The following is a 26,153-nucleotide window of genomic DNA, read 5'->3' on the forward strand; positions in this document are numbered from 1 at the left end:
ATTTATATCCATACCTCTTTAAATTACTATTTTATCCTATACATAATTGTCATATGTGTAAAAGTTAGGTATAGAAATACTTTCATATCTATACCTAATTTATTAGACTACAGCAAACTTATTATATTTGAAAACCTATATCACTCTAGACTAAATTCTAATACTTAATTACATTTTGAAATACGACTTCACTATCATATGGATTACTATAAGTGTGACTGCCACTAGGCTTAAATCTTAGTGCTGATGGAGCCACAAGTTCAAAAGTTTGGTCCTCCAAAGTAAGCTTTAAGGTTCCTTTTGTTACCACAATATACTCTTCTACTGAACTTTGATGTGGTGTAGAAACATGCTCCGCACCTGGAAGTAACTTAATATAAAAATATTCAAATCCCGTCATTGGATCAAAAGGGAATACATCATATAGAATCATTTTTCCATCTGATTCATATACCGGTTCTATGTCCTCTATTGATATTGCTTCGTAATTATTATTTTCACTTCCTAATAACTCTGAAAAAGAAATACGCAAACCTGTGGAAATTTTCCACAATATGGATATTGTAGGATTTGACTCTCCTCTTTCGATTTGGCCTAGCATTGCCTTACTTACCCCAGTTAGATTAGATGCCTCCTCTAAAGTCAACTCCCTTTCAAATCGCACTCTTTTTAAAACAGAGCCAATATTATATGTTGGATCCTTCAATTTATATCAACCTTTCCCTATGTATTGTCATTTTTTCATTATATACATAATAACATATTATATACATAATAACATATACTTTTCATAGAGAATAAATCCCACTCCATAAAGACTATGGAGTGGGATCTTGCTAAATTTCTATTTTAACTTTTCCTTCTACTGCTTTTAAAAGCTCATCATTCATTAGAAGCTCCTCACACTTATCTAGCTCTTTATACATAACCTTATCTTCTTTAATAAAGCTTACCTTTGATCTTATTATTCTATAAGCTTCACTAGTTCCCTTACCTAACATAAGTCCATCTCTAAAATCTATGGCCTGACATGCAGCCATAAGTTCCGTTGCCACTACTCTTGTCGCATTATTTACTATATCAAGGCTCTTTCTAGCAGCGATTGTCCCCATACTTACATGATCCTCTTGGTTAGCTGAGGATGGAATAGAATCTACAGATGCTGGATGAGCAAGGACCTTATTTTCTGATACTAATGAAGCTGCTGCGTATTGGGTTATCATAAAGCCAGAATTAAGACCGCCATTTTTCACTAGGAAAGGAGGTAAATCGTTTAGCTGATAATTTATTAATCGCTCTAGTCTTCTCTCTGAAATGTTTGCAATTTCAGCTACCGCAATTCCTAAGAAATCAAAGCTTAGTGCTACAGGCTGTCCATGGAAGTTCCCTCCAGAGATTACATCTCCATTTTCAAAAACAATAGGGTTATCGGTAACAGAATTCATCTCTATTTCTAACTTTTCTCTAACATAATTTACAGCATCTTTACTAGCTCCATGAACTTGAGGCACACATCTTAAAGTATAGGCATCCTGTGTTCTTATCTCTCCTTGATTAGTTACAAAAGTGCTGCCTTCTACTAAGTTAAGCATATTTTGGGCTGTATCTACTTGTCCCTTATGAGGCCTTACCTGATGAACTCTTGGATCAAAGGCAGTTCTTATTCCTCTTAAAGCTTCTAAGGTCATTGCAGCAGCAATATCACTAAGTTTTAAAAGATTCATACTTTTATATAAAGATATTGCTCCTACTGCAGTCATTACTTGAGTGCCATTTATTAAGGCCAGACCTTCTTTAGCTACAAGCTCTACTAAGGATATTCCTGCCTTTTCCATAGCCTCTCTTCCCGACATCATAACCCCTTCAAACTCTGCTTCTCCTTCACCAATCATAGGTAAAACCATATGTGAAAGAGGTGCCAAATCACCAGAAGCCCCTAAAGATCCTTTTTCAGGTATGGCAGGATGAACTCCTTTATTAATCATATCTATAAGTGTTTCCAAGGTACTTAACCTTATTCCTGAATATCCCTTAGATAAGTTGTTAGCCCTTAGAAGCATTATGGCTCTAGTTATTTCCTTTGGAAAACTCCTGCCTGTGCCGCAGGAATGTGACATTATTAGATTCCTCTGAAGAGTTTTGCACTGCTCACCGGATATAGTTACATCTGAAAATTTTCCAAAGCCTGTAGTTATACCGTATACTATTTTACTGTTATCCACTATGTTATCTACTATCTCTCTTGCCTTTGTAACTCTTTCCTTAGCTTCCTCAGTAAGACATACTCTATATCCATTAGCGGCAACATTAATTAAATCCTCTATAGTAAGACTATTCCCCGTTAAGTTAACAACATTCATAGTTTCTCTCCCCCCAGTTATATGAAATGCTATGCTAATTTATCTTCTATAATCCCCATAATATCTTCTTTGATTTTTTTACTTTCTTTCAGTAAATTATTGCATCTATCCTTTAATTCTTTTTTACGTTCTTCATCCTTTAATCCTGTAATATTTATTTTTACATTTAATATAGCTCCCTCTACTGCTGTTTGCACTAAAGAAGCAGCAACTCCAGCGTCAGAAACTGCATTTTTATTTCCGTATTTTACTGCAGTATAAATGTAATCATAAAGTTTATAGGCTTTTTCTGCTACTTCTAAGGGAATCTCTAAAGATTCCTTGTTTCCTTGATTTATCTTTTCCTTTCTTGCCTTAGCCTCTTCCTCTGTATTTTTAGGCATTCTAAAGGCCTCCATTAAGGATAAGAAAGCATCCGTATCTCTCTCCATAAGATTTAAGAATTCCTCCTTATGGAACTGTACTTTCTCTAAGGATTCATCAATATTTTTTCTAAGTTTGTCTTCATATTCCATATATTCTTTCTTTCCTATTGTTAAGTTAAAAACCATAGCAGCCAGTGCACTAGCTAGCGAAGCAGAAAGGGCAGCAATACTCCCTCCACCTGGTGCTGGAGATGTAGAACCTAATTCATCAACAAAGTCTTTTAAAGTTAACTGTTGCAGCATTATTATATCCCCCCGTTTTTTATTTAAAATACTTAGAAACTGACTTTTTAACTAGTTCCTCATCTGCTAAATAAGGTATTGTTACATGATCTGTGCCTTTATTCGTCTTATTAAATTCTATTACTGTTTCTATTGAGTGTTCATTTCTTGCCCAAGAACGTCTTGAAACTCCACCCATTACATCCCAAGTCATTGCAGATTTAATTATTTCATCTATTCTATAGCTTCCATCTAAAACTAGTCCAAAGCCTCCGTTTATAGACTTGCCTATACCAACACCGCCGCCATTATGAAGGGCTACTAAACTCATCCCTCTAGCTGCGTTTCCTGCATAGCATTGAACAGCCATATCCGCCATTACATTACTTCCATCCTTAATATTAGATGTCTCTCTAAATGGAGAATCTGTTCCACTAACATCATGGTGGTCACGTCCTAGCATTATAGGACCAACCTCTCCCTTTCTAACCATCTCATTAAACTTAAGTGCTATAGTAACTCTTCCTATAGCATCTTGATATAATATTCTAGCCTGAGTTCCTACTACCATGTTATTTTTTTCTGCATCCCTTATCCAATTGTAATTATCTCTATCTTGATATCTTCTATTAGGATCTATACAATCCATAGCAGCTCTATCAGTTTTAATTAAGTCTTCTCTTTTTCCACTTAAACATACCCATCTAAATGGTCCATAACCGTAGTCAAATAGCTGAGGGCCCATTATATCTTCTACATATGAAGGAAAAATGAACCCATCCTTTTCATCAATTCCATTTTTAGATATTTCTTTAACGCCAGCATCATATATGGCTTTCATAAAGGAGTTTCCGTAGTCGAAGAAATAAGTCCCTCTCTCAACTAAAGTCTTTATCATTTCAAAGTGACGTTTAAGTGTCTTATCTACTAGTTTTCTAAAGGTTTCTCTATCCTCTGCTAGAAGCCTTGTTCTTTCTTCAAAGGTAATTCCACTTGGGCAGTATCCACCTTCATATGCATTGTGACAGGAAGTTTGATCTGATAATAAATCTATTTTTATATTGTTATTAACTGCATACTCAAGAAGGTCCACTATATTTCCATGATACCCTATGGATATTGGTTCTTTTCTACCTACATATTCTTTAGCAATCTTAAATATTTCCTCTAAATCAGAGGAAGCTTTACTAACCCAACCTTGCTCAAGTCTTGTTTTTATCCTTGATTCGTCTACTTCTGCAATTATCCCTACACCTCTAGCTATTTCCATAGCTTTTGGCTGAGCACCACTCATTCCTCCAAGACCAGAGCTTACAAAAATGTGTCCGCTTAAATCACCATCGTTAGGAATACCAAGCTTCATTCTTCCAGCATTCAGCAGCGTATTGAAAGTACCATGAACTATCCCCTGAGGTCCTATATACATCCATCCTCCTGCTGTCATCTGTCCGTAATTTGCTACTCCCATCTCTTCTGCTATTTCCCAATCCTTTAGATTGTCAAACATTCCAATCATTAATGCATTAGTTATTATTACTCTAGGTGCATTAGGATTAGATTTAAATAGTCCAAGAGGATGTCCTGATTCAATTACCAATGTCTGATCTTGAGTTATAACTTCTAAATATTTTTTTATTAGCCTATACTGCATCCAGTTTTGACATACACTTCCTGTTTCACCGTAGGTAACTAACTCATAGGGATATAGTGCTACATCAAAGTCTAGATTGTTTTCTATCATAACCTGGAAAGCCTTACCTTCTACGCATTTACCTTTATATTCATCTATAGATCTTCCATATATTCTTCCTTCTGGTCGGAATCTATACCCATATATTCTCCCTCTTGTTGTAAGTTCCTCTAAAAATTCTGGAATTATTTCTTCATGATACTTATCTGGAATATACCTTAATGCATTTTTTAACGCAATTTCTGTTTGTGCTTTAGTTAAATTAAAGCCTCTATTTGGAGCTCTTCTTATTCCCTCTACAAAGGGTGGCATGTCAGGTAGTACTTCATCTAATTTTATTGTCATAGCCTCTCTGATATCTATATTATTAACCATCTTAACTCCCCCTAATTTAGATGTATTAAATTTATTCACTTAGCCTTGCTTCTAAAACTTGGTTCATATCAAAGTTTTCAATTTGCAGATAATACTCTGCACAGTCTATTAAAGCCTTCATTGGTACTAATCCAATAACCTCTGCACCTACCACTGGAACGCCATACCTTTTAGCTTCCGTTTTCACCATCTCCTGCGCAGTATAGATAGCTGTTTTCTCATAGTTCACAAGATTTATAGAAACTTGAGCTATGTTTCTTTCAGTTAGCATTACACCTACTGCTTTAGCGTATCTTAATCCTCCACCAATATGTCTTATTCTCTTAGCGATAGCATTTGCTATTTCTAAATTATCTGTGCCCAAATTTACATTGTAAGCAATTAGTGGAAATCTTGCTCCTATAACAGTTGCTCCGCTTTTCCTATTCATCTCACATGGTCCAAAATCCGGTTTCCATTCCGGCTCTTTTATCTTTTCAAAAAATCCCTCATATTGTCCTTTTCTTATATTGGCTAAATTTTGTCTTTCTGGTGATGAAGCAGCATCTTCATACAAATAGATAGGTATACTTAGCTCTTCTCCAACTTTTTTTCCTAAGTCCCTTGCCATTTGAACACATTCTTCAGTAGTTATGTCCTTAATAGGGATAAATGGAACTACGTCTGTAGCACCCATTCTTGGATGAGCCCCTTGATGCTTGCTCATATCTATAAGCTCTGATGCTCTTTTAATAAGCTTATAGGCAGCTTCTTTTGTTTCCTCTGGTGAGCCAACAAAGGTTACAACTGTTCTGTTATGATCTTTATCTGATGAATAGTCGAGAAGCTTTACTCCTTCAGTTCTCCTAACCTCATCTATAATAGTTTCTATTATTTCTTTGTTCCTTCCTTCACTAAAGTTTGGAACGCATTCTACTAATTTTGCCATTTCAATTCCTCCTCAGTAAGTCTTTTTCTATATTGTATCTCTTATACATCTCCAAAACGTCTACAGGAGTTTTAAAATCTTAAAATTTCAAAACTCCTGTAGACGAGAGGATGGTATTTAATTCATAGTCTTTCTATAATATCAATCTGGTGTTCTTCTCCTGCTTCTTTTAAGTATTTTATTCCCCTTCTGAGGTACACATCAATGTTATCATCTAATTCTCTTTCAAATACCCTTTTTAAGTTCATATCATTTTCCATACTAAGCTTTATCTCTGCCTTTACTCGATAGACAGTACCTATTTCCTTTGGATTTTTTAGTGTCATCGAATTTATATCTGCATTTTTTAAATGCTTCAAACCCTCTGTAAAATTTCCTTCCTTAATTAAAATTAATGCCATAAAAGCCTCTGCTATAGATCTACCCCAAGTAAAATCAAACTGCTTATAATTATTAAGAGCATTTTCAAAATAATTTTTTGCCATTTTGTAATTATTAATATAAAATGCTGTTTCCCCTGCATTTGCATAAAATAAAGCAAGACTAGTCCACACATTTTTCTCTTCACATATTTTAATTGCCTTATTATAAAAATTTAATGCCTCTGAGAATCTTTTCGTTTTCTTTCTTATATCTCCGATGTAATTGTAACAAGCAGCTATGCTTAAAGCATATTGGTGAGAAGTGTTTCTTGTACTGCTTAATGTATCAATAGAGTTTTCAAATAATATTTCTGCTTCCTCGTTTTCTCCCAGCATTTTTTTATACAAGCCCTTAAATCTTAACAAAATTCCTATTTCCCTTTTATAGTTATATTCTTCTGATGTTTGTAACCCTCTATTTATATACATTATCATTTCATCTGTTTTATTTGTTTGAATGCAATAAAAAATCATTTGTTTATATCCTTCAATAATATATTCACTACAATTAATTTCGCTGGCTTTAATAATCATGTCTTCAATATTCTTTATACCTTCTTCATAATCACCTTTTCTTATTAAATATCTCCCCTTTATATGAAGTAGGCATATTTCAAACCTTAATATCTGGATACTGTCTCCTTCTTCCTTCCTTACCTTGTCTAGAAGGCTTTCAATTTCTGCTATGCTTTCTATAGTTTTACTCTCGCTAAAATATAATTTGTCACAGTACTTATTCTCAAAATAAATTACCGGAAATAATTCATGGCTAAAATTAAGATAGGTGCTCAGAACTTTAATTTTGTATTTAAGAACAGAAGTATAATTATTTGCATTTTCAAAGTGATATATTAATTTATAACAAGTGTTAATGTCTCCTATATTATTTTTAAGTGTTCTTTCGAGAATTTGTCCTACCCTGTTATGAAGTATCTTTTTCTTAGCCTGGGACAGACTCATGTACTGAAACTCTCTCAACTTTTGATGAGTAAACTTAAAACATATATTATTATTTGTAACTGTCTCCTTTAGAATAAATTTTCCTTCAAGTCCCTCTATTATCTCCATGATTTGAAGTTCATCCTTCTGGAGTAATTCTTTGATAATAAACATAGGTACCTCATCATGAAATAATGACGCTATTTCCACTATCTTTTTTTCACTATCAGATACATCCATGAATCTGCTTTTTAAAACATCCTTCATATGAGATGTCATTATGTTTATATTATTTTTTGATCTTATAATATTTAGATACTCTGTAATGAAAAATGTGTTTCCTTCCGTTTCTATATATATTTTATTTAGCATTTCTTTAGTTAATTTATGCGCCTTAAGAGCCTGATTGATGAAGCACTCAGTTTCTGAAGTATTAAATCTTAAAAGTTCTGCAATCTGGATTTTATCATACTTCCTTGTAGAAGCTAGAAATCTATCTATGTATGGATTAAACTCGTTCCTGCAAGTAATTAGAAACATTATATTATTTTGTTGACAATGTAATATACAACTTGTTAACAATGACATACTAGAAGAGTCCATCCACTGAATATCTTCAAAAACTATTAGGATTTTTTTACTAGTTGTTATTCTTTTAAGCATGTCCGTTAAAATATTTTCTATCACGTCATACTTCAGCATATCTATAGTAGACTCTAGTTTTACATTTTCAGCATAGCTATCACTACCTGCTTCAGGTATTAATTCATTTATTACATTTTCTATAATAGAAGGAACCTTAATTTTGTTATTGTGAATAATCCTTGCTAAATAGAAAACAACGTTTCTCCAAGGCTTCAATGGATATTCATTTTCAAATTGATAACAATTTGTTTCTAGAACATAAACCTTATCCTTATCTACTTGTTCTAAAAACTTATTTTTAAGACTTGTCTTTCCAATGCCCATCTCACCTCTTATTAAAATAGACTTGGAATCTCTATTATCTATAAAACTATGGTAGTTACTTTCCATAATTCTTAATTCAGTATGTCTTCCATAAAAAAAATCTCCACTTTTTTCTACCGCTTGTCTTTCACTTATTAAATCTAGTACTTCTTTAAAAACCTTTTTTGTTTCTATCTCAGGAGTAATGGACAATTCTTTATTCAATATATCAGTAAGTTCATTGTAAACCTTTATTGCATTATTTACTTTTCCCTGATTCTTGTAGCACTGAATTAGTTGTCTATATGCATCTTCATTAAACTCATCAGCTTTTATTAATAACTTGCAATATTTCTCTACCTTTTCATAATTCTTATTTTTGCTCTCAACTAGTATTTGTTCATAAAGTCTTTTTAAATATATTCCTTCTAGTTCTACTCTAGTTTCATAAACCCATTGTTGAAAGTTATCCGCATCTTTTAAAATAAATCCTTTTAAAAATTCTCCAGGGTATAAGCTTATTTCATTTTTATTATTGATAAAGTTATCCATGTCAGTTTCAATTATTATACTAGTGCTTAATGTGATTGTTGACTTGTTTAGAAAGCTTATTACCTCATGTTCAGCAAAAGACTTTTTTAACTTGTATATTGCATTTCTCAAATTTTTCCTTGCAATATTATCCTCCATATCTGGCCATAAAAGCACCGATAACTCTTCTCTTGTAGCCTGCTTTTTTGCTACTATATAAGAAAACAATGCTTGGACCTTATTATATGGAAATAAAATAGTTTTTCCATTTAAGCTAGTAGTAAAGTTACCTAGTAATTTTACATAGATATAGTCCATATTGACACCTCTTCAAGTCTATAAATATTATTTTTAGTAACTGTTTTTATTTTAGTACATTATTGAGAATTTTTCAAATTGCCAAAATATTTCTTCCTAAACTATTCACTGGTTATAGACTTGAAGCGCAAAAAATTCTTTTTAAATATCTATAAGTTGTTCCTAAAAATTGGTCAATTTCCTTGAATGATAAGTTCAAAACTATATAGTTTTTATCTGTTATGTACTCAACTAAGTTCTTTCCATAAATCCTCCTTAACAGGACATATGTCCTATCGAAACTCATATCAATATGGTAACTTATCTATTAGGTAATGTAAAACATAGGAGGGATTTATATATGTGTTACGCCTTGCTTTATAGTACTTATAATCAATAGCAAAGCTGATAATAAATATAAACAACAAAATCTTAAATTATGTGAGATTAATTAACAGTTTTCAATTATTCAGTGAATCAAGATTTTATATGTTATAATAAAAAAATCAACTATACTAGGGGGAATTACCATGAAATACGAGATTATAATATTTGATGCAGACGAAACTTTATTTGATTTTAAAAAATCTGAAAGAGATGCTTTTAAAAATGCTATGTTAGAATTTGATATAGAATATGATGAAAATCACCATTTAAAAATATATCATGATATAAATTCAGCTATTTGGAAAGAATTTGAGAAAGGCCTTATTACTCAGAAAAAGCTAAAGGTAGAAAGATTTAAAAGGTTATCAGACAGCTTAAATATTAGCTTTGATGAGATTGAGTTTGCTAAGTCCTATATGAAACATTTAGCTAAGGCATCCTTTTTATATGATGATAGCATAGAGCTTGTAGAAAGTCTTCATAAGAATTACAAACTCACTATAGTTACTAACGGTCTTAAGGATGTTCAGGACGGAAGAATAAGAAAATCTATTATAGCAAAATACTTTCAAGATATAGTAGTATCTGAAGAAGTTCAGATATCAAAACCAGATCCTAAAATATTTGAACTGACTTTAAATAACATAAAACATACTGACAAAAGTAAGGTATTAATAGTTGGAGATAGTTTAACCTCTGATATACAAGGCGGAATAAATTCCGGTATAGATACCTGCTGGTTTAATCCTAATAGAATTGTAAATAATACAGGAATAAAACCTACTTATGAAATTTCTAATTTGATGGAGCTTAAGAATATACTTGAAAAATAGTTGTAAAGTAACTGACTTACATTTCCATAAAATATTCTAAGCCAGTTACTACTTGTGCTTTAAACTAATAAGTTAAACTATCTTTAATTACTTGCTTGACATAAAAAATAAAGTTTATTATACTATAAAAAAAGATTTCGTATAACTCCAATAATATGGTTTGGAGGTCTCTACCAGGAACCAATAATTCCTGATTACGAAGAAGGTACATTTTTTGTATTTTCTTTGTAGTCAGGAATTTTTTGTTTTTATCTTTTTATAATTTAAATAATACTTAGTATGATAGGAGGTCAATATGAATTTAATAAACTTACCTAAAATTGAGCTTCACTGCCACTTAGACGGCAGCCTTAGGGCAGAAACGGTAATTGATATAGCAAAGAAAGAGGGCATTAATCTCCCTTCTTTTGATATTGAAGTAATTAAAAAAGAACTTACTGCTCCATTAGAATGTGAGTCCCTTGATGACTATTTAAAGGCATTTTCACTTCCTAATTTAGTAATGCAGTCAAAGTATAGCTTAAGAAGAATTACTTTCGAACTTCTAGAAGATGCCTCCCGTGAAAATGTTAAATATATGGAGATAAGATTTGCTCCTTTGCTTCATACATCAAAAGGCTTAGAAGTAGAAGAGATAATAGAAAGTGTTTTAGATGGAATTAAGGATGCGGAAGGGAAATATGATATAAAAGGAAACTTAATACTATGCTGTATGAGAACTATGGCTCCAGATAAAGCTTTTGATATAGTAGAAAAGGGTAAGAATTTTCTTGGCAAAGGAGTAGTTGCAATAGACCTATGTGCCTCGGAAAATGAAGGATTTTGTAAAGCCTTCGTGGAACCCATAGCATTAGCTAGACAATATGGGTATAGAATAACTATTCATGCTGGTGAAACTGGAATAGGTAAAAATGTATTAGAAGCAGTTGAACTTTTAGGAGCTGAAAGAATTGGACATGGTGTATTTATAAAGGATTGTGCTGATGCATATAAGATTGTTAAAGATAAAAAAGTTGTACTTGAAATGTGTCCAACAAGCAACGTGCAAACAAAAGCAGTAAGTGGCTTTAATGAACATCCAATATATGATTTTCATAAGGATGGAATAAGAGTAACTGTTAACACTGATAATAGAACGGTATCAAATACAGATATGACCAATGAATTTAATATAGTAGCTAAAGAATTTAATATTAGCATGGAAGATTATAGAGAGATTTACCATAATAGTGTTGAAGCAAGTTTTGCTGATTTAGAGACAAAGGAAAAGCTAAAGAAATATATGAAGGATAAATAAGTTAACTGGATAAAAAATAAAATGTCCCCTATAGATAATAGATCTTTAACATCCACTCTTTAGGGGCATTTACTGTTATATACCTATAATTTCAAGCCTAATTGATTACTCAAATCTTAAAGCCTCTATAGGACTTAACTTAGAAGCCTTGTCTGCTGGATACATCCCAAAAATTACTCCAACGAGTACTGAGAAAATGAAAGCACCTAGCACTACCTTGTTAGATATAACAACGGTAGTTGAAAAGAATTTTTCTGCAATATAGGCAGCACCATATCCTGAAGCTACGCCTAAAATACCACCAAAGCTGCTTATTCCTGCTGACTCTAATAAAAATTGCATTAAAATCACCCTTCTCTTAGCTCCTATAGCCTTCCTTATACCTATTTCTTTAGTTCTCTCAATTACAGATACAAGCATTATATTCATTATTCCTATACCTCCTACTAAAAGAGATATAGCCGCTATTCCAGAAAGCATGCCAGTCATACTGTCACTAGCTGAGCTAGCAGTTGCTAGAAGACTGCTTTGATCCATTACTCTATAGGAATCTGTATCATTATTAAATTTATTATTCATAAACAAAGTTAAATATCCCATAGCCTGTGATACTTTATCTTTACTTTCAGCTTCTATATAAAAGGTTCTTATTTGTGTATTTTTAAAGAATCTTTGAGCTGTAGTTATTGGAATTATCAATCTGTCGTCTCCAGAACCTGCCATCGAAGTTCCCTGTTTCTCAAGTACACCTATTATTAAAAAAGCTGCTCCATTTATATTGACACTTTCCCCAACTACATTGGTATTATTAAAAAGCTTATTAGCTGTATCAACACCTATTACGGCAACTCTATATCTACTTTCTACATCATCTTCATTTATAAATCTGCCGCTGCTTACATTTAATTTTCTTATTGTAGAATAACTTGGAGTGCTAGCCTCCACAGTAGTTGATGTAGATTCATTTTCCGATCTTACAGTTACACTTTGACTCATAGATGGTGCCATATTTTTTATTCCTGGTTTTGTCTTTAGTTTTTCCAATTCTTCCGTAGTTATTGATACATTTCTTCTTCCCATAATGTTTACAGTTATAAGATTTGTTCCTAAACTTTCAATTTGAGAAGAAATATTTTGCTTCGTACCTTCTCCCATACCTACCAGGACTATAACTGATGCTATACCAATTATTATCCCTAACATGGTAAGAAAAGATCTCACTTTATTTGCCAGAACAGAGCTAATTGCCATTTTTAATAACTTACTAAATCTCATTTGGATTCACCTCGTTTTCAAATGTAACAGCAACATCTTTTGAAACAGTATTCTTTTTATCTGATGTAATCCTTCCATCTCTAACAGTTATTATTCGCTTAGCCTGCTGTGCAATTTCATGATCATGGGTTATAAGCACAATGGTGTTTCCTTCTCTATTTAACTGTTTAAGCATTTCCATAACTTCTTTTCCAGTTTTACTATCAAGTGCTCCTGTAGGTTCATCGGCAAGTAGTATTTCTGGTTCTGTGGCTAAAGCTCTCGCAATGGCAACTCTCTGCTTCTGCCCTCCAGAAAGCTCTGGTGGCTTATGCTTTATATGACTAGATAAGCCTACTCTTTCTAAAGACTCTAAGACTTTTTCTTTAATAACTCTACTACTTAATCCTTGATAAATTAAGGGAAGCTCTACATTTTCAACAACATTTAGTTTAGGTAAAAGGTTGTAGTTCTGAAATATAAACCCTATCTTTCTGTTTCTTATTTCAGCTAGTTTATTATCACTACAATCTGTATTTTCTCCATCTAGTATATATCTTCCTGAAGTGGCAGTATCTAAGCAGCCTATTATATTCATCAAGGTTGATTTACCTGCTCCAGATGGACCAACTATAGATACAAATTCACCCTTTCTTATACACAAATTTATATCTTCTAAAGCTTTATATTCGCTGCTTCCCATTTTATATACTTTGCTTACATTCTCCATTTCTATTACAAAATCCACATTACTACCTCCTGCAGTAAATTTAGTTCAATTTTCTATCTTCCCATTGGAGGCCCTCCCATCATTCCGCCGCCTCCTCTTTGAGTATTAGTTTTATTCGATGAGCTGCTTTCAGGAAGCTGTACCATAACTGTTTGATTCTCAGTAAGACCACTTGTTATCTCTATCATCGTTTGATTTTTAAGACCTGTCTGTACTTCTACAAGCTTTCCTGGTGTTGATGGTTTATTACCAGATAGTTGAGTATTGTTTTTTGCTGTTTGAGAAGATTTTGAACTGCTGCTGGATGGTTGTCTAGTCTTGCTGTTAACATTACCAGCTGAATCCTGAACCATAACATACTTTTTACCGTTCTTCTCTGTAATAGCCTCTAGTGGAACTGCTAATACATTTTCTTTATTTTCTACTTCTATTGTTACATCAGCATTCATTCCTATTTTTAATCTTTCTGGATTATCTATAGAAACAGTTACATCAAAGGTAGTAACACTATCTGACGTCTTTCCACTTTGAGAAATTTTTTCAACAACTCCTTCGTAGGTTTTATCTTTTATATTTTGTACACTTATTTTAGTTTTTTGTCCGATCTGAATTTTATCTATGTCTAGCTCATCTACAGGAACTATAACCTTCATTTTAGATATATCTATCACTGTAACCATTGCCTTATCGTCTGGAGTTACGTCTCCATTTTTAATATTTAAGCCAGATATAATTCCAGATATAGGACTTACAATAGTAGAATCTGCTGCAGTTTGTAATTTATAATTCAAGTCACTTTGTGCCTGTTGAATTTCTATTTTTTTTGATTTGATACTGTTTATTGTATCTGAATCATCTAACTTAAACATAGTCTGTCCCTTTTTTATAGTATCTCCAGCAGATATGTGCACTTCTTTAACTTTTCCACTGCTTGGAAAAGGTATAGCTACTTCTAATTCATCATTTTCTCCTGTAGTTATTATAGCCATTCCTCCATATGCCGGTTTTACAGAAGCTATATCATCTCCTGATGCAACAAATACAGACTTTACTTTTCCATCTATAGGTGCTTTTATATATACATCATCTAATTGTTTTTCTAATTTCTCTAGGTCTAGTTTCTTTTGACTTAAGCTATTTTGCGCTGTCTCTGTTTCCTGTCCTTGTTTATCATTATTTATTGTACAGAATACAGCACCTTTTTCTATAGTACTTCCCTCTTCATAATTCATTCCTTCTACTACACCGCTGTTAGTGGAATATAGGTTTACCTGGTCTACTCCAGCTATTGTCCCTGTAGCTTGTACAGTAACTGCTAAATTTGTTTTTTGTACTTTTGACATATCAAATTTAACTGTAGAAACTACCTTATTGCTGGTACTATATTGCTTATATATATAGTAACCACCAGTCCCTACTCCTACAGCTATAACTGCTATTATTAAAATTTTAACACCTCGTTTTTTTATAACCGCCAGAACTTTTTCCATGTTTAAAAAACCCCCAATAATTTATGATTACATAGCTCTATTTAGAAAAACTTAACCAAAACAATCATTTTTTATAATTATTATAATAATACATACATATAAAATATTTCTAAAGCAACTATTAAAATTTTCTAAAGTGGCGATAATTAATATAACTTTAATAATTTAAGTGTGTTTTTTCTGTAATTAGAAAAAGTACAGTATGCAAAAACACACTGTACTTTTATTTATGGCTTTAATCTATAACCTACTCCCCATACTGTTTCTATATATTCAGGGTTGGAAGGTTCTTTCTCTATTTTTTCTCTTAACTTTCTTACATGAACTGTAACTGTAGCAATATCACCAGTTGAATCTATACCCCATACCTTATCAAAAAGTTCATTCTTAGTAAAAACTCTATTGCTATTTTCCACCAATAATTGAAGTAAATCAAATTCTTTACCAGTTAAGAAAACTTCATTTTCATCTACATATACCCGTCTTGATGATTTATCAATCCTTAAACCATTAACTATTAATTCCTGCTTTTCCCTAAAGCTGCTTCCTACTAATCTTTCATATCGTATTAAATGTGCTTTTACCCTGGCCACTAATTCACCTGGACTGAAAGGTTTGGTTATATAATCATCTGCTCCTAATCCTAATCCTCTTATTTTATCTATATCCTCTTTTTTAGCAGAAACCATTATTATAGGTATATTTTGAGTTTTTCTGATTTCTTTGCATATTTCAAAGCCACTTACTTCTGGAAGCATTATATCTACAATAATTAAATCGTAGTTCTTTGTTTTTGCCTTTTGAAGACCGATATCACCGCTACTTTCAATCTCTACTTGAAAATTACTTATTTCTAGATAATCCTTTTCTAGCTCAGCAATAGAAGTTTCATCTTCAATAATTAATATTTTCTTCATAACATTCTCCTTTCTCTATATTTATTATTTCAAGTTTAAAAGAAACAGAAGTACCTTTATTTCTTTCGCTCTCAAGCCATATCTCTCCACCATGTTCTTTTATAATTTTTTCACAAATTGCAAGTCCAAGTCCACTTCCTCCATTTTTACTAGTTCTTGCAGAATCTTCTCTATAAAACCTATTAAAAACTAGAGGAATAGCATCTCTTGATATGCCTTTGCCATTATCTTTTATAGTCAATACCACACTTTCCTCGTCTCCAGAAAGATCAATATCAATTTTGCCACTATTTCTGTCCATATATTTCACAGAATTTCCTATTATATTATTTATAACTCTATTTATCTTTTCTCTATCCATTTTCACAAGAATTTTTTTGCTGTAGTTATATTGAAAGCTTATTTCTATATACTTTTTCTCTAATTCGAATTGAAGCTCTTCTACTATATCCTGCATATAAGCCTCTATATCTACTGCTTCAAAATTAAATGGAACTTTGTTTAAATCTAGCTTAGAATATAAAAACAATTCATCAATAAGCTTGTCCATACTAACCGCCTTATTATGTATGGTTTCAATATACCTCTTCATCTTTTCCGGATTATCTGCTATACCATCCCTTATACCTTCTACATATCCTTTTATAGATGTAATAGGTGTTTTTAAATCATGGGATATATTTGAAATCAATTCCTTTCTATTGCTTTCATATTGATTTTGCACATCTAATGATTCCTTTAATTTTTCTCTCATTGAGTCAAAAGCATAACATAAGTCTCCTATCTCATCTTTCGAATCTATCTGGACTTTAAAATCTAATTCCCCATTCTTAATTTTGTCTGTAGAATTCTTAAGACTCTTCAATGGATTTAAAATTGCTCTTGACATTACTAGAGTAAATATGGTGCTTACTAAAGCTATTATAAGTATTAGAGAAATTATTCCTATAGTCAAAGAACTTTTTACTATAGTATAAAACTTAGTAGTATCAGTTACAGTAAATACGCTTCCTTTGCCATCACTATTATAAAATTCTATCTGCCTAATAATAAAGTTTCCCTCAATATAGTATCTTCCTGCTTTATCCCTTGATTCATAATTGAATTGTAGGAGCTTGTTTATATCTAGATTTTCTTTGTTCATTCCATTGAATGTAATTTGGTTATCCTTTTCAATAATTATATAACAGTTATTTTTCTCGAAATTTTTATTTAGTTCCTCTAAGAATCTTTGATCCTTAAATAGCTCTGGAGTTCTTATTGAGATCCCCCTAATTTCATCAAAATTTCTTAAATTTATAGCCTTTACATCCACATAAGAATTAATGCGAACAGCCTTCTCCTTAGGAGGAATCATATCATATTCCTTATATAATTGCATGCTAAAATAATAGTTAATTGTCCATATATCAAGTAGAAAAAAAATAGTGCAGGTAATAACCATAATCATGTTGCAGGTAAGCATTTTAAGTTTTATAGACATATCCACTCTCCTCTTAAATAATCTCAGTAAATTGAACAGTTATAATGAAACTAATTGCTCAACTTACTAAGATTAACTAATTTAAATTTAAACTGTATTAAACTAATCGCTAGTATCGGATTTAGATAAAAATTTTAGCCTTTCTAATTTAAAGTTTGATTTTGATAGAATTTCTGGCCAAATCTTAACCATCTGGTATACCTTATCCTTTTTATCATAAGGCAAGTTATCCCAAGAAACCAGTGCTGGATCAGTTTTTTTCTTATTATCTTTAATAACTCCATACTTCCATCCCGCCTTTTTTCTATGGCGGTACCAACGGGTATGTTGATCTTCAGCTAGAATATCCAATTCTTTTTCCGTAAATTGTACAAACTCCGGATTTTCCTTAACAGAAATAATATCATAATTAATTTTAAGTAATGAATTAGGGATATGTCTAGCCTGATCACGATTTGAGTTTTTTAATTCCTCACTAAGCTCCTCCCAAGGAACTATGAAATCTTGATCTATATTCCTGCTATTTTCACTAAGCACTCTATATTTTTCGTGAATAGCCATAGCGAGACTTTCTATTTTTTCACTATAAAATGCATCATGCATTAAGTGTCGTAAAAATTGTTCCTCGTCTACATGTAGTTTCAATTGCTCCTTAGAAGGTAGGTCTGATTGTTCCCAGATTTTCGCATTAGTTAGCATACTCATTTCCAGTATAGCTTCCATAGACCTTGATTCATGCTTATATCTTCGAATTTTAAGCAACGCCCGCAGTACTCCATTATCAATTTTAGCCTTTCCGTTATCATCTATAAGATGAGGCACTTTCCGTTCTATCAAAGAGCGTAATAACATAGCCCTTCTAATTATAAACAATTGATCTCTCTCATCAGTTTGGTTTGGGCCTAGGATATTTACATATCCTCTTAATCGACTTATAAAATCAGGCCCTTTAGCTCCTTTAAATTCTAGTAAGAATTGTTTCCTTTCATTGTCATCCTTTATGTCTTCTCCATGAAATTCTCTAAATGTACTATTTGTTCCACCAGCAAAAACAAAGATAGCTTTTCCTATAGGATGAATAGAATTTTCATCTCTAAATACTCCATCCTGCATAGGTGCTAAAAAATACTTTAACCATCCCAATTTACCTTCAAAAGCAGAATCAAATTCATCAAAAAATATTAAGGGAATCTTACCTTCTAGGGAAAAATCCCTTACCTTATGAAAGGCGTTAATTAAATCCAGTGGTGTTCTAAACTGAGATAAGTTAAAACTTAACTTCTCAATTAATTCTGGAGCAATACTTGCCGCTATTTCCGTTACACCAAAAGATTTTCCAGAGCCTGGAGTTCCAAATACAGCTATAGAAAGTGGTCGAACTGTATTTTTAGTAGAAATATACTCCCACATGAGATTTTTAATGCTTCTATAACTTTCAATTTCAGTCCTATCTACAGTTTGTAGATTCCTAAACTGAGCTATAGGTATAGAATTAAGTACATCGTTTACTCCATTTTTCACAATATCGTATGCTATTTCTGCTAGATTAGTAGAACTCTTATCGCTAAGTATATACCAATAATAATTGCTATCCTTATGAGTCAAATCAGGTATCCTCACATCTTGAATTAAATCTCTGTTTATAAAATCATCCTCTTCTTCAATAAATAATGTAGGACTAGGAAATTGAAATTCCTCAACATTTTCTCCAAAGCCGTTAACAAAGTACTTTTGAACAGCAACGATTCCTTCACCTATTCCTTCCCCTATCAGTAAAGGAAATTCTTCTTTATTATAACTTTCCGAAGCAATACTTTTCGCAAGTCCTGCCACAAAACATGAAGTAAGCCCATACATTTTACCATCAGTATCTTTGAAAGAACCTCCTTCAAATTCATAGGGTATAAAGTATAAGTAAGCTTCATTCACTCCTCCATCTCTGTAGTAAATAGCCCCCTCAAGACCAAAGGGTACTATAAGATGATGACAGTTTGCAAGAAATGCAAGATTAGGATTATTATTAATTTGCCACACAAAATCCTGTGCAGTTCTTTCCCAGGAGAGACTTTTACTAATATTAACTCCCTTAGAACGTAAATCATCCCCATTTATAACCACTATTGTTTTTTCAAAATGGAACTTCTGCAGCTGTTTCCATAGTGCACTAGATCCAATAGGATTATTCATTTTATATAAAACTATTGGAAACTTTCCAGGTGTTTTTAATGCTAAAGGCCAGAATTTTTCATTGGAATTAAAACCATTGTTTTCATCATCTATTATAACTATATCAGCATTTTCATCATCATCAATTATAGGCAATAACTTTGGATTATTAGAGGATGGACCAGCAAATCCAAGAAACCGTTTTATTCTGTATACCTTCTTGTTCTTTTTTTTATCGGCAGACATAGGAAAAGGTTCCAGCTCCGCAATGGAACGAAGAAAATCCTTTGATATGCTTAATTCTATATCATCTATTTTAGGCGAGTGTATAGAGGCCCCTGTTGCTAAGGCCACAAGTTTAGCTAAAAGTAGTGACTCTCCTGGCTTTAAAACGCTATGTACATTCAAATGGTTCTGCCAGTTTAATCCTTTACTATTTTGAGGTTCTGTTACCCACTGTAAAGAATTTATACAAATGTCTCCAGATACAACTATCTTCAATCCTCTCTCATACATGTTCTGCACTCCCTTCACACTATAAACAGTAATATATTCACTAATAATATATTAAACTTATTTAGTTTACAACCTTAAATAATTATCTACTTCTTCTTAGACTTAAGATTGTTATTTTAATACCTTATTAGTTTTCTACCTATTTTAAATTTTTATTATTTATCCAGTACCTAATCCATACAATTTAAATGCAATAATCCACTATCGTTAATAATTATTGATAGTGGATTTATAAATATTTTATGAGGATTTTCATGTTAAGCATTTTAACATATTGAATTAGCAATGACATTGCTACCTAATATTTCAACGGGCTTAATTCCTCTTATAATCATTCTTATAATATTATGTTTTATTTCATCATATTTTTTAAAAATACTTTTCGCTTCCTCAAGATTATGATAAACCTTCCAATACCCTGCCATCTTACATTTTTTATTTGGGCATTCAGTAAAAACAATAACATCCTCTATAGGATAGCCTAAAAAAATTCCTATTTCATGAGGACACTGATTTTCAAAACGCTTGCTTAGAAGACATAAATATTCTTCTAAATTCATTTCTTTACTATATCCAAACCTACTTAAAAACTTCATGTTTTTTTCTTCTCTTATGGTATTCTTTAGTTCTTCTTCATTATAAAATAACACAATAGTATTTTTTTCATTCTTCTTTAATTCAAAAAACTTCACTTCCAATATATCTTTAATTTGCTCCTTATACTCTTCCCAGGTATTCTGCAAATTACGGTTATCATTACTGAAAGTTAGTAAGGAGGATACCTTTTCCTTTGCCAGTGTAGGGCTAGTACTGCATACTATTGTTGAAAATAAATACTCTATATCATTATAATTATTCACTATATTTACAAAACTTATTAGTTCATCTTTACTCATAATACCATCCTCCATTACTTTACCTATTACTATTAGTCTTCATATCATAACTTTCTATTGGTGGAGCAATAATTTCACTTATGCTATAGCCTTTTTACCCTTCTCTGTAATTCTCCATATATTAATTTCGATATTATTAGAACAACAACTTCCTTTTGTAGAACAACCAGCACAACTACTGCCACAACTTCCTGAAAGATTATTCATGCCATCTTTCTCTATATATTTCAACTGCTCAAGTTGTATAATCATTTGTTCTACTAAACTTTCATCTATACCTAGTTCTTTTGCCACTGATTTGTTAGAATAACTTCCACCCTGAGCCAATCTTTTTAGTATTTTCATTAACATTTCTACACACCCTTCCTATTACTTAAACTGTTCAATTGAAAAATTTAATTTTTCAACATCTTTTGTATTTTCTTCAATCTTATCTTTGACCTCATATACCTTGTCTACCGTTGATAAGATGTCAAAGGACATTTCCGTAACGTTATCTGAAGATTTTTTTATGGTACTTGAAACCTCATTTATTACATTAGTCAATTCTTCTACAGATGCACTTATCTCCCCAGTTGAGTTACTTACATTGTTCATTATATTGTTGAAGTTTACAGCATCATTGTCATATTCTTCACATACCTTTATAAGCTTGTCATAGTCTTTACTTACAGTTTCAGCTATATAACTAAGAACCTCATAGGAGGATTTATTTAGTCTTTTAACTGAAATACTTACATTATTAATTATTCCATTTATGTTTTTTACAATTTTCTCCGATTCCTCTGCTAACTTTCTAACTTCTCCTGCAACTACAGTAAATCCTTTTCCTGCCTCTCCTGCTCTAGCTGCTTCAATAGACGCATTTAGGGCTAAAAGATTTGTTTGTTTTGTTATTTTTATTATGTCTTCCGAAAACTCATATATTTTTTCTACTTCTTTCGAGCCTTCTATAGCCTCATTTAATTCTAACTTTACCTTATCTAATATGAATTTAGAATTCTGTATAGATTGAAAAACATCGTCTTTTAAATTTTTTGACTTTTTACTAACTAGTTCAGTATTTTGAGATGTCTCTAAAACTTTTTCAGCAATGAGAGAAGTTGATTTCTCTATTTCCTTTATTGAGGAATACATCTCTTCTCCCTTTGCAGATACAGTTGACATTTCCTCTGTTAACTTTTCAGATATGCTCAAATTGTTATTTGCAGAACTTTCTATTTCATCAATGAGATTCCTTACAGAAGAAGTATTGTCAGCAATTTTATCTGAAATTTTCTTTACTTTTTCCGTAAAATCTAATACTCCATTGCTATTAATTTCAATATTATCTTCACTATCACTTTTTTTACCCTTAGTTTCACCTATTATACTATTTATTATTTTTTTAAATACATTCAATAAACTCACCTCTATTAAAAACCTATCAACTTATTTTTAGTTTCTTTTCACAATCCTTACATACTCCTGATAGAACAATACTAGTACTCTCAATTAGAATTTCATTTCGTTCCTTTAAGCTTTTCATAAAATTTCCGTAAACTTCCGATACTTCTGTTTCTTCTATGTCTATTATCTTATTACACTTGACACATTTAGCATGTATGTGAAACTTATATTTATCTGTTAAGTCCAACTCATAGTAGATGGTATTAGTTATATTTATCTTTTTTAGAACACCAACTTCCTCCAAAATCGTAACATTCCTATATACAGTACTGAGTCCTATATTTTTACCTTTTACCTTACTGTATATTTCATCAGCATTCATATGTATATTATTTTTATAAATTGCCTTTATTATCTGAAGCCTTTGTTGTGTAAGCTTATACCCTCTTTCTTTTAACTTATCTCCAATATAATTTATGTCGTTGAATTCATTAATCATTATTTATCAACACCCTTTTGTAATTATATTTGAATTGTTATCTTTATAAAAAGTCCACCAATCATGAAATCGATAATCATTCTCAATTCAAGGGTGGACTTTTCCTTCTAATGTTCTTTACTAACTAAATCCTAAAAGTTTTCCTATTTGATACACTAAAACTCCTGCTATCCAACCAATTACACAAGTATAAACTACTGCTGCCAAAGCCCATTTAGATGAATTTGTTTCTCTTTTTATTGCTCCTATTGTAGCTGCACAAGGGCAATATAAAAGGGACATTACCATAAAAGCTAAAGCTGAAAGAGGTGTAAATGCCTGTTGAATAATTGCTGTAAGATTTTCTTCTCCTACTCCATATACCGTTCCTAAAGTACTTACCACTGCTTCTTTAGCTCCAATGCCAGTTATAAGAGCCACTGATGACTGCCATGTTCCAAAGCCTGCTGGTTCAAATATTGGAGCAATAAATGATCCTATTATACCAATCAAACTATCTTTACTTCCCGGTTCTACTCCTCCTGGTAAGTTTGAAAGTACCCAAACAATTATAACTAGTCCTAAAATAACTGTGCTCATCTTTTTTATAAAATGCTGTGATTTTTCCCACATATGAATAAATAAACCTTTAGCTGTTGGAATACGATAAGGAGGAAGTTCCATTATAAAATATGATTCTTCTCCTTTAAATACATTTGTGCTTAAAAATTTACCTACTAATATTGCAACTATAATTCCTAATGCATAAAGAGAAAATATTACTATTCCACCTTGATCAAAGATTCCTAGCTTTTTACCTGAGAAAAAAGCACCTGCAAATAACGCATAAACCGGCAATCTAGCTGAACAAGATACAAATGGATTTATAAGTATAGCTACCATTCTATCTTTTCTGCTATCTAGCGTTCTCGTAGACATTATTCCTGCCACATTGCAACCACCAGATATTATAAGTGATATGGCTGTCTTACCATGAAGGCCTATGGAACTCATAAATCTATCCATTACATAGGCAGCTCTAGCCATGTAACCACTATCTTCAAGTATTGCTATAACAAAATACATAGTGAAAATCATAGGTATAAATACAAGTACTGATCCTAATCCGCCTATAAGTCCATCTGTTATAAAGGATTTTAATAATTCTGGAGTGCCAGCATTAGTTAAAGCATTTCCTGCCCATTCACCTAGTAGTGCAAACCCTTCATCTACCTTTCCACCTAAAAATCCATTTCCAAAGGTCATACTCACTTGGTACATAGTAAACATTATTACTGCAAATATAGGTATTCCGAACCACTTATGGGTAATCCATTTATCAATCTTATCAGAAGTACTCTCTATTCTAACTGTTTCTTTTTTAACAGTCTTTTGAATTATCTCGCTTACTATTTCATATCTTCTATCTATTATAAAAGTATCTGGTTCGTATCCTATTATTGCTATTAAATTTTCTTCGCTTTTTTGCGCTCTATCACTTATGCTATTAAGCCTTTCTTTTTCCTGTATGTACTTCTTTATATATTCATCATTTTCTAAAAGTTTTACTGCTGTCCACTCCGCTGGATAATCTAAAGTAACTGCACATTCTGAAATTGCATTCTGTAAGATTCCAATTTCCTTCTCTATATCTTTTCCATAGTCAACTTTATAGACACTACTTTTTTCTGCATCTCCTAGTTTTATAGCTTCATTTATAAGTTCCTTTATACCATCACCCTTAGTGGCTATTGTGGCAACAACAGGTACATTAAATTCCTTCGATAACCTTTTTATGTCTATCTCTATTTTTTTATTTTTAGCTTCATCCATCATATTCAGTGCTAAAATTACCTTAGCACCTGTTTCTAAAAGCTGTATTGTTAAATATAAGTTTCTCTCAATATTGCTAGCATCAATTACATTAATTACCACATCTGGCTTGTCCTTTATTATAAAGTTACGAGCTACTACTTCATCCTCTGAATAGGCTCCAAGGCTATAAGTTCCAGGTAGGTCTACTACAGTTATGCTTCTATCACCAAACCTTAACTTTCCCTCCTTCTTTTCAACTGTAACTCCTGACCAGTTACCTACATGTTGTTTTGAACCTGTTAACTCGTTAAATAAGCTAGTCTTACCACAATTGGGGTTTCCAGCTAAAGCTATTATTAATTCCTTACTCATCTTATTCCTCCCGTATTTCTTAATGCTGAATATAATAATTCTTAATTTTTATACTCTAAAAGCTTTTTAGCTTAACTTTCATGTTTTAAACCTCTCTAACCATAACCTTTTGTGCCATTCCTCTTCCTAATACTAAACGACTTTCTCCAACCCTTATAATTAAAGGCCCTGCATCGTTTCTCACAACTTCAATTACTGCTCCTTTGTTAACTCCCATCTCCATAAGCTTTTTTCCCATAAGCTCTCCGCCTTCTACATTGCTTACTTCTGCATATCTGCCAATTCCAATAGAGTTTAAAGGCATACATAGGCTGCTCATTGTAAAAACTCCCCTCTCTGATATCTCTTTCTTACCTATAAGAATTCCACTAAGTTACATAAATTTGGATAACTTATATTTTTCTTATAAGAATTATTAAAAATTCTATATCACTTCCACAATAACATCCTTTGCTTCATTTTTTCTAAGACTTAAATTATATCCCCTTACTCCAATCTCTATTGGATCTCCCATAGGTGCTTTTCCTTCTAATACAAGTTCTGTACCTTTAACTATACCCATGTCCATTATCCTTCTTCTCATTTTACTTTCAGGATTTATTTGTACCACCCTAACTTTAGTTTTAATTTCAACTTCATGTAATCCCATTATTTTTCCCATACTTTTCACTCCTTAAATATATAATTATCATCACTAAATGTTTTTTAAATAAATACTTTTCTATTAAACACCTCTCATTTGTGTTAATGAAAATGATTCTCAATCTCATCTTGCCTTTTTAGTATAACACATATTTACCAATTTGCAAGCCTTTTGTTAAAATTTTCTTAAATAAAATAGAAAAGCATATGATAACGCCAATGTTGCCATATGCTTTTCCATTTTACTTAACGTATTAAAATTTAGGTAACTATACCTAAGTATTACTATGGTTTTGTCTACTAGGAATAATTAAACCAATTAAAAAAAGCACCCTTAATTAAGGATGCTTT

The 26,153-nt window shown here is 31.9% G+C and carries 21 protein-coding genes and 1 riboswitch; of the genes, 2 read left to right on the plus strand and 19 right to left on the minus strand.

Going from position 1 to position 26,153, the window contains the following annotated elements; all coding sequences use genetic code 11:
• Nucleotides 1-157 precede the first annotated feature (157 nt).
• The 6 genes from N4T77_RS09145 to N4T77_RS09170 form a co-directional block, all read right to left on the minus strand.
• The gene (locus N4T77_RS09145) at nt 158-706 is read right to left on the minus strand and encodes an XRE family transcriptional regulator (protein ID WP_261671464.1); all 549 of its coding nucleotides are present in this window, start codon (nt 704-706) and stop codon (nt 158-160) included.
• A gap of 130 nt (nt 707-836) precedes the next feature.
• Nucleotides 837-2,360 (minus strand): histidine ammonia-lyase, encoded by a 1,524-nt coding sequence (gene hutH, locus N4T77_RS09150; RefSeq protein ID WP_261671465.1) that lies wholly within the window; start codon nt 2,358-2,360, stop codon nt 837-839.
• Between the two features lie 29 nt (nt 2,361-2,389).
• Complete coding sequence (locus N4T77_RS09155) at nt 2,390-3,028, minus strand: cyclodeaminase/cyclohydrolase family protein (RefSeq protein WP_261671466.1); 639 nt, start codon at nt 3,026-3,028, stop codon at nt 2,390-2,392.
• 19 nt (nt 3,029-3,047) lie between these two features.
• Entirely contained in the window at nt 3,048-5,072 is a 2,025-nt protein-coding gene (locus tag N4T77_RS09160) for a urocanate hydratase (RefSeq protein ID WP_261671467.1), read from the minus strand.
• A 31-nt stretch (nt 5,073-5,103) separates the two neighbouring features.
• Nucleotides 5,104-6,000: a glutamate formimidoyltransferase gene (gene ftcD, locus N4T77_RS09165; protein WP_261671468.1), complete on the minus strand. Its 897-nt coding sequence runs from the start codon at nt 5,998-6,000 to the stop codon at nt 5,104-5,106.
• 122 nt (nt 6,001-6,122) lie between these two features.
• Nucleotides 6,123-9,158 (minus strand): AAA family ATPase, encoded by a 3,036-nt coding sequence (locus N4T77_RS09170; protein ID WP_261671469.1) that lies wholly within the window; start codon nt 9,156-9,158, stop codon nt 6,123-6,125.
• Between the two features lie 509 nt (nt 9,159-9,667).
• On the opposite strand from N4T77_RS09170, the gene N4T77_RS09175 reads away from it, so the two are divergent.
• Both N4T77_RS09175 and add read left to right on the plus strand, forming a co-directional pair.
• The gene (locus N4T77_RS09175) at nt 9,668-10,357 is read left to right on the plus strand and encodes a YjjG family noncanonical pyrimidine nucleotidase (RefSeq protein ID WP_261671470.1); all 690 of its coding nucleotides are present in this window, start codon (nt 9,668-9,670) and stop codon (nt 10,355-10,357) included.
• 117 nt (nt 10,358-10,474) lie between these two features.
• Nucleotides 10,475-10,574: riboswitch (purine riboswitch) on the plus strand.
• A 78-nt stretch (nt 10,575-10,652) separates the two neighbouring features.
• The gene (gene add / locus N4T77_RS09180; protein WP_261671471.1) at nt 10,653-11,654 is read left to right on the plus strand and encodes an adenosine deaminase; all 1,002 of its coding nucleotides are present in this window, start codon (nt 10,653-10,655) and stop codon (nt 11,652-11,654) included.
• 105 nt (nt 11,655-11,759) lie between these two features.
• On the opposite strand, the gene N4T77_RS09185 is transcribed toward add, so the two are convergent.
• The 13 genes from N4T77_RS09185 to N4T77_RS09245 all read right to left on the minus strand — a co-directional run bounded on the left by N4T77_RS09185 (nt 11,760) and on the right by N4T77_RS09245 (nt 25,821).
• Entirely contained in the window at nt 11,760-12,929 is a 1,170-nt protein-coding gene (locus N4T77_RS09185) for an ABC transporter permease (RefSeq protein WP_261671472.1), read from the minus strand.
• Nucleotides 12,919-13,638: an ABC transporter ATP-binding protein gene (locus tag N4T77_RS09190; protein ID WP_261671491.1), complete on the minus strand. Its 720-nt coding sequence runs from the start codon at nt 13,636-13,638 to the stop codon at nt 12,919-12,921. The genes N4T77_RS09185 and N4T77_RS09190 overlap by 11 nt, the downstream gene beginning before the upstream one ends.
• Nucleotides 13,639-13,691: 53 nt before the next feature.
• On the minus strand, nt 13,692-15,128 hold the full coding sequence (locus N4T77_RS09195) for an efflux RND transporter periplasmic adaptor subunit (RefSeq protein WP_261671473.1): 1,437 nt from the start codon (nt 15,126-15,128) through the stop codon (nt 13,692-13,694).
• Nucleotides 15,129-15,355: 227 nt separating this feature from the next.
• Nucleotides 15,356-16,045, minus strand: coding sequence for a response regulator transcription factor (locus N4T77_RS09200; RefSeq protein WP_261671474.1), 690 nt, complete (start codon nt 16,043-16,045; stop codon nt 15,356-15,358).
• Nucleotides 16,023-17,528, minus strand: coding sequence for a HAMP domain-containing sensor histidine kinase (locus tag N4T77_RS09205; RefSeq protein WP_261671475.1), 1,506 nt, complete (start codon nt 17,526-17,528; stop codon nt 16,023-16,025). The genes N4T77_RS09200 and N4T77_RS09205 overlap by 23 nt, the downstream gene beginning before the upstream one ends.
• Nucleotides 17,529-17,630: 102 nt before the next feature.
• Nucleotides 17,631-20,210, minus strand: coding sequence for a RyR domain-containing protein (locus N4T77_RS09210; RefSeq protein ID WP_261671476.1), 2,580 nt, complete (start codon nt 20,208-20,210; stop codon nt 17,631-17,633).
• A 266-nt stretch (nt 20,211-20,476) separates the two neighbouring features.
• Nucleotides 20,477-21,106: a DUF3793 family protein gene (locus tag N4T77_RS09215; protein WP_261671477.1), complete on the minus strand. Its 630-nt coding sequence runs from the start codon at nt 21,104-21,106 to the stop codon at nt 20,477-20,479.
• 78 nt (nt 21,107-21,184) lie between these two features.
• Nucleotides 21,185-21,457, minus strand: a complete 273-nt coding sequence (locus N4T77_RS09220) for a transcriptional regulator (RefSeq protein WP_261671478.1) — start codon at nt 21,455-21,457, stop codon at nt 21,185-21,187.
• 18 nt (nt 21,458-21,475) lie between these two features.
• A complete protein-coding gene (locus N4T77_RS09225; protein WP_261671479.1) occupies nt 21,476-22,507 on the minus strand; it encodes a methyl-accepting chemotaxis protein in 1,032 nt (343 codons plus the stop codon).
• Between the two features lie 25 nt (nt 22,508-22,532).
• Nucleotides 22,533-22,994, minus strand: a complete 462-nt coding sequence (locus tag N4T77_RS09230; RefSeq protein ID WP_261671480.1) for a Fur family transcriptional regulator — start codon at nt 22,992-22,994, stop codon at nt 22,533-22,535.
• Between the two features lie 120 nt (nt 22,995-23,114).
• Complete coding sequence (gene feoB, locus N4T77_RS09235) at nt 23,115-25,160, minus strand: ferrous iron transport protein B (RefSeq protein ID WP_261671481.1); 2,046 nt, start codon at nt 25,158-25,160, stop codon at nt 23,115-23,117.
• Between the two features lie 85 nt (nt 25,161-25,245).
• On the minus strand, nt 25,246-25,479 hold the full coding sequence (locus tag N4T77_RS09240) for a ferrous iron transport protein A (RefSeq protein ID WP_261671482.1): 234 nt from the start codon (nt 25,477-25,479) through the stop codon (nt 25,246-25,248).
• Nucleotides 25,480-25,584: 105 nt separating this feature from the next.
• Nucleotides 25,585-25,821, minus strand: coding sequence for a ferrous iron transport protein A (locus tag N4T77_RS09245; protein WP_261671483.1), 237 nt, complete (start codon nt 25,819-25,821; stop codon nt 25,585-25,587).
• Between the last annotated feature and the right edge of the window lie 332 nt (nt 25,822-26,153).

Origin of the sequence: Clostridium sp. CX1, from assembly GCF_025398335.1 — a bacterium.
In the GTDB taxonomy this organism is placed as follows: Bacteria; Bacillota; Clostridia; order Clostridiales; family Clostridiaceae; genus Clostridium_AM; species Clostridium_AM tanneri.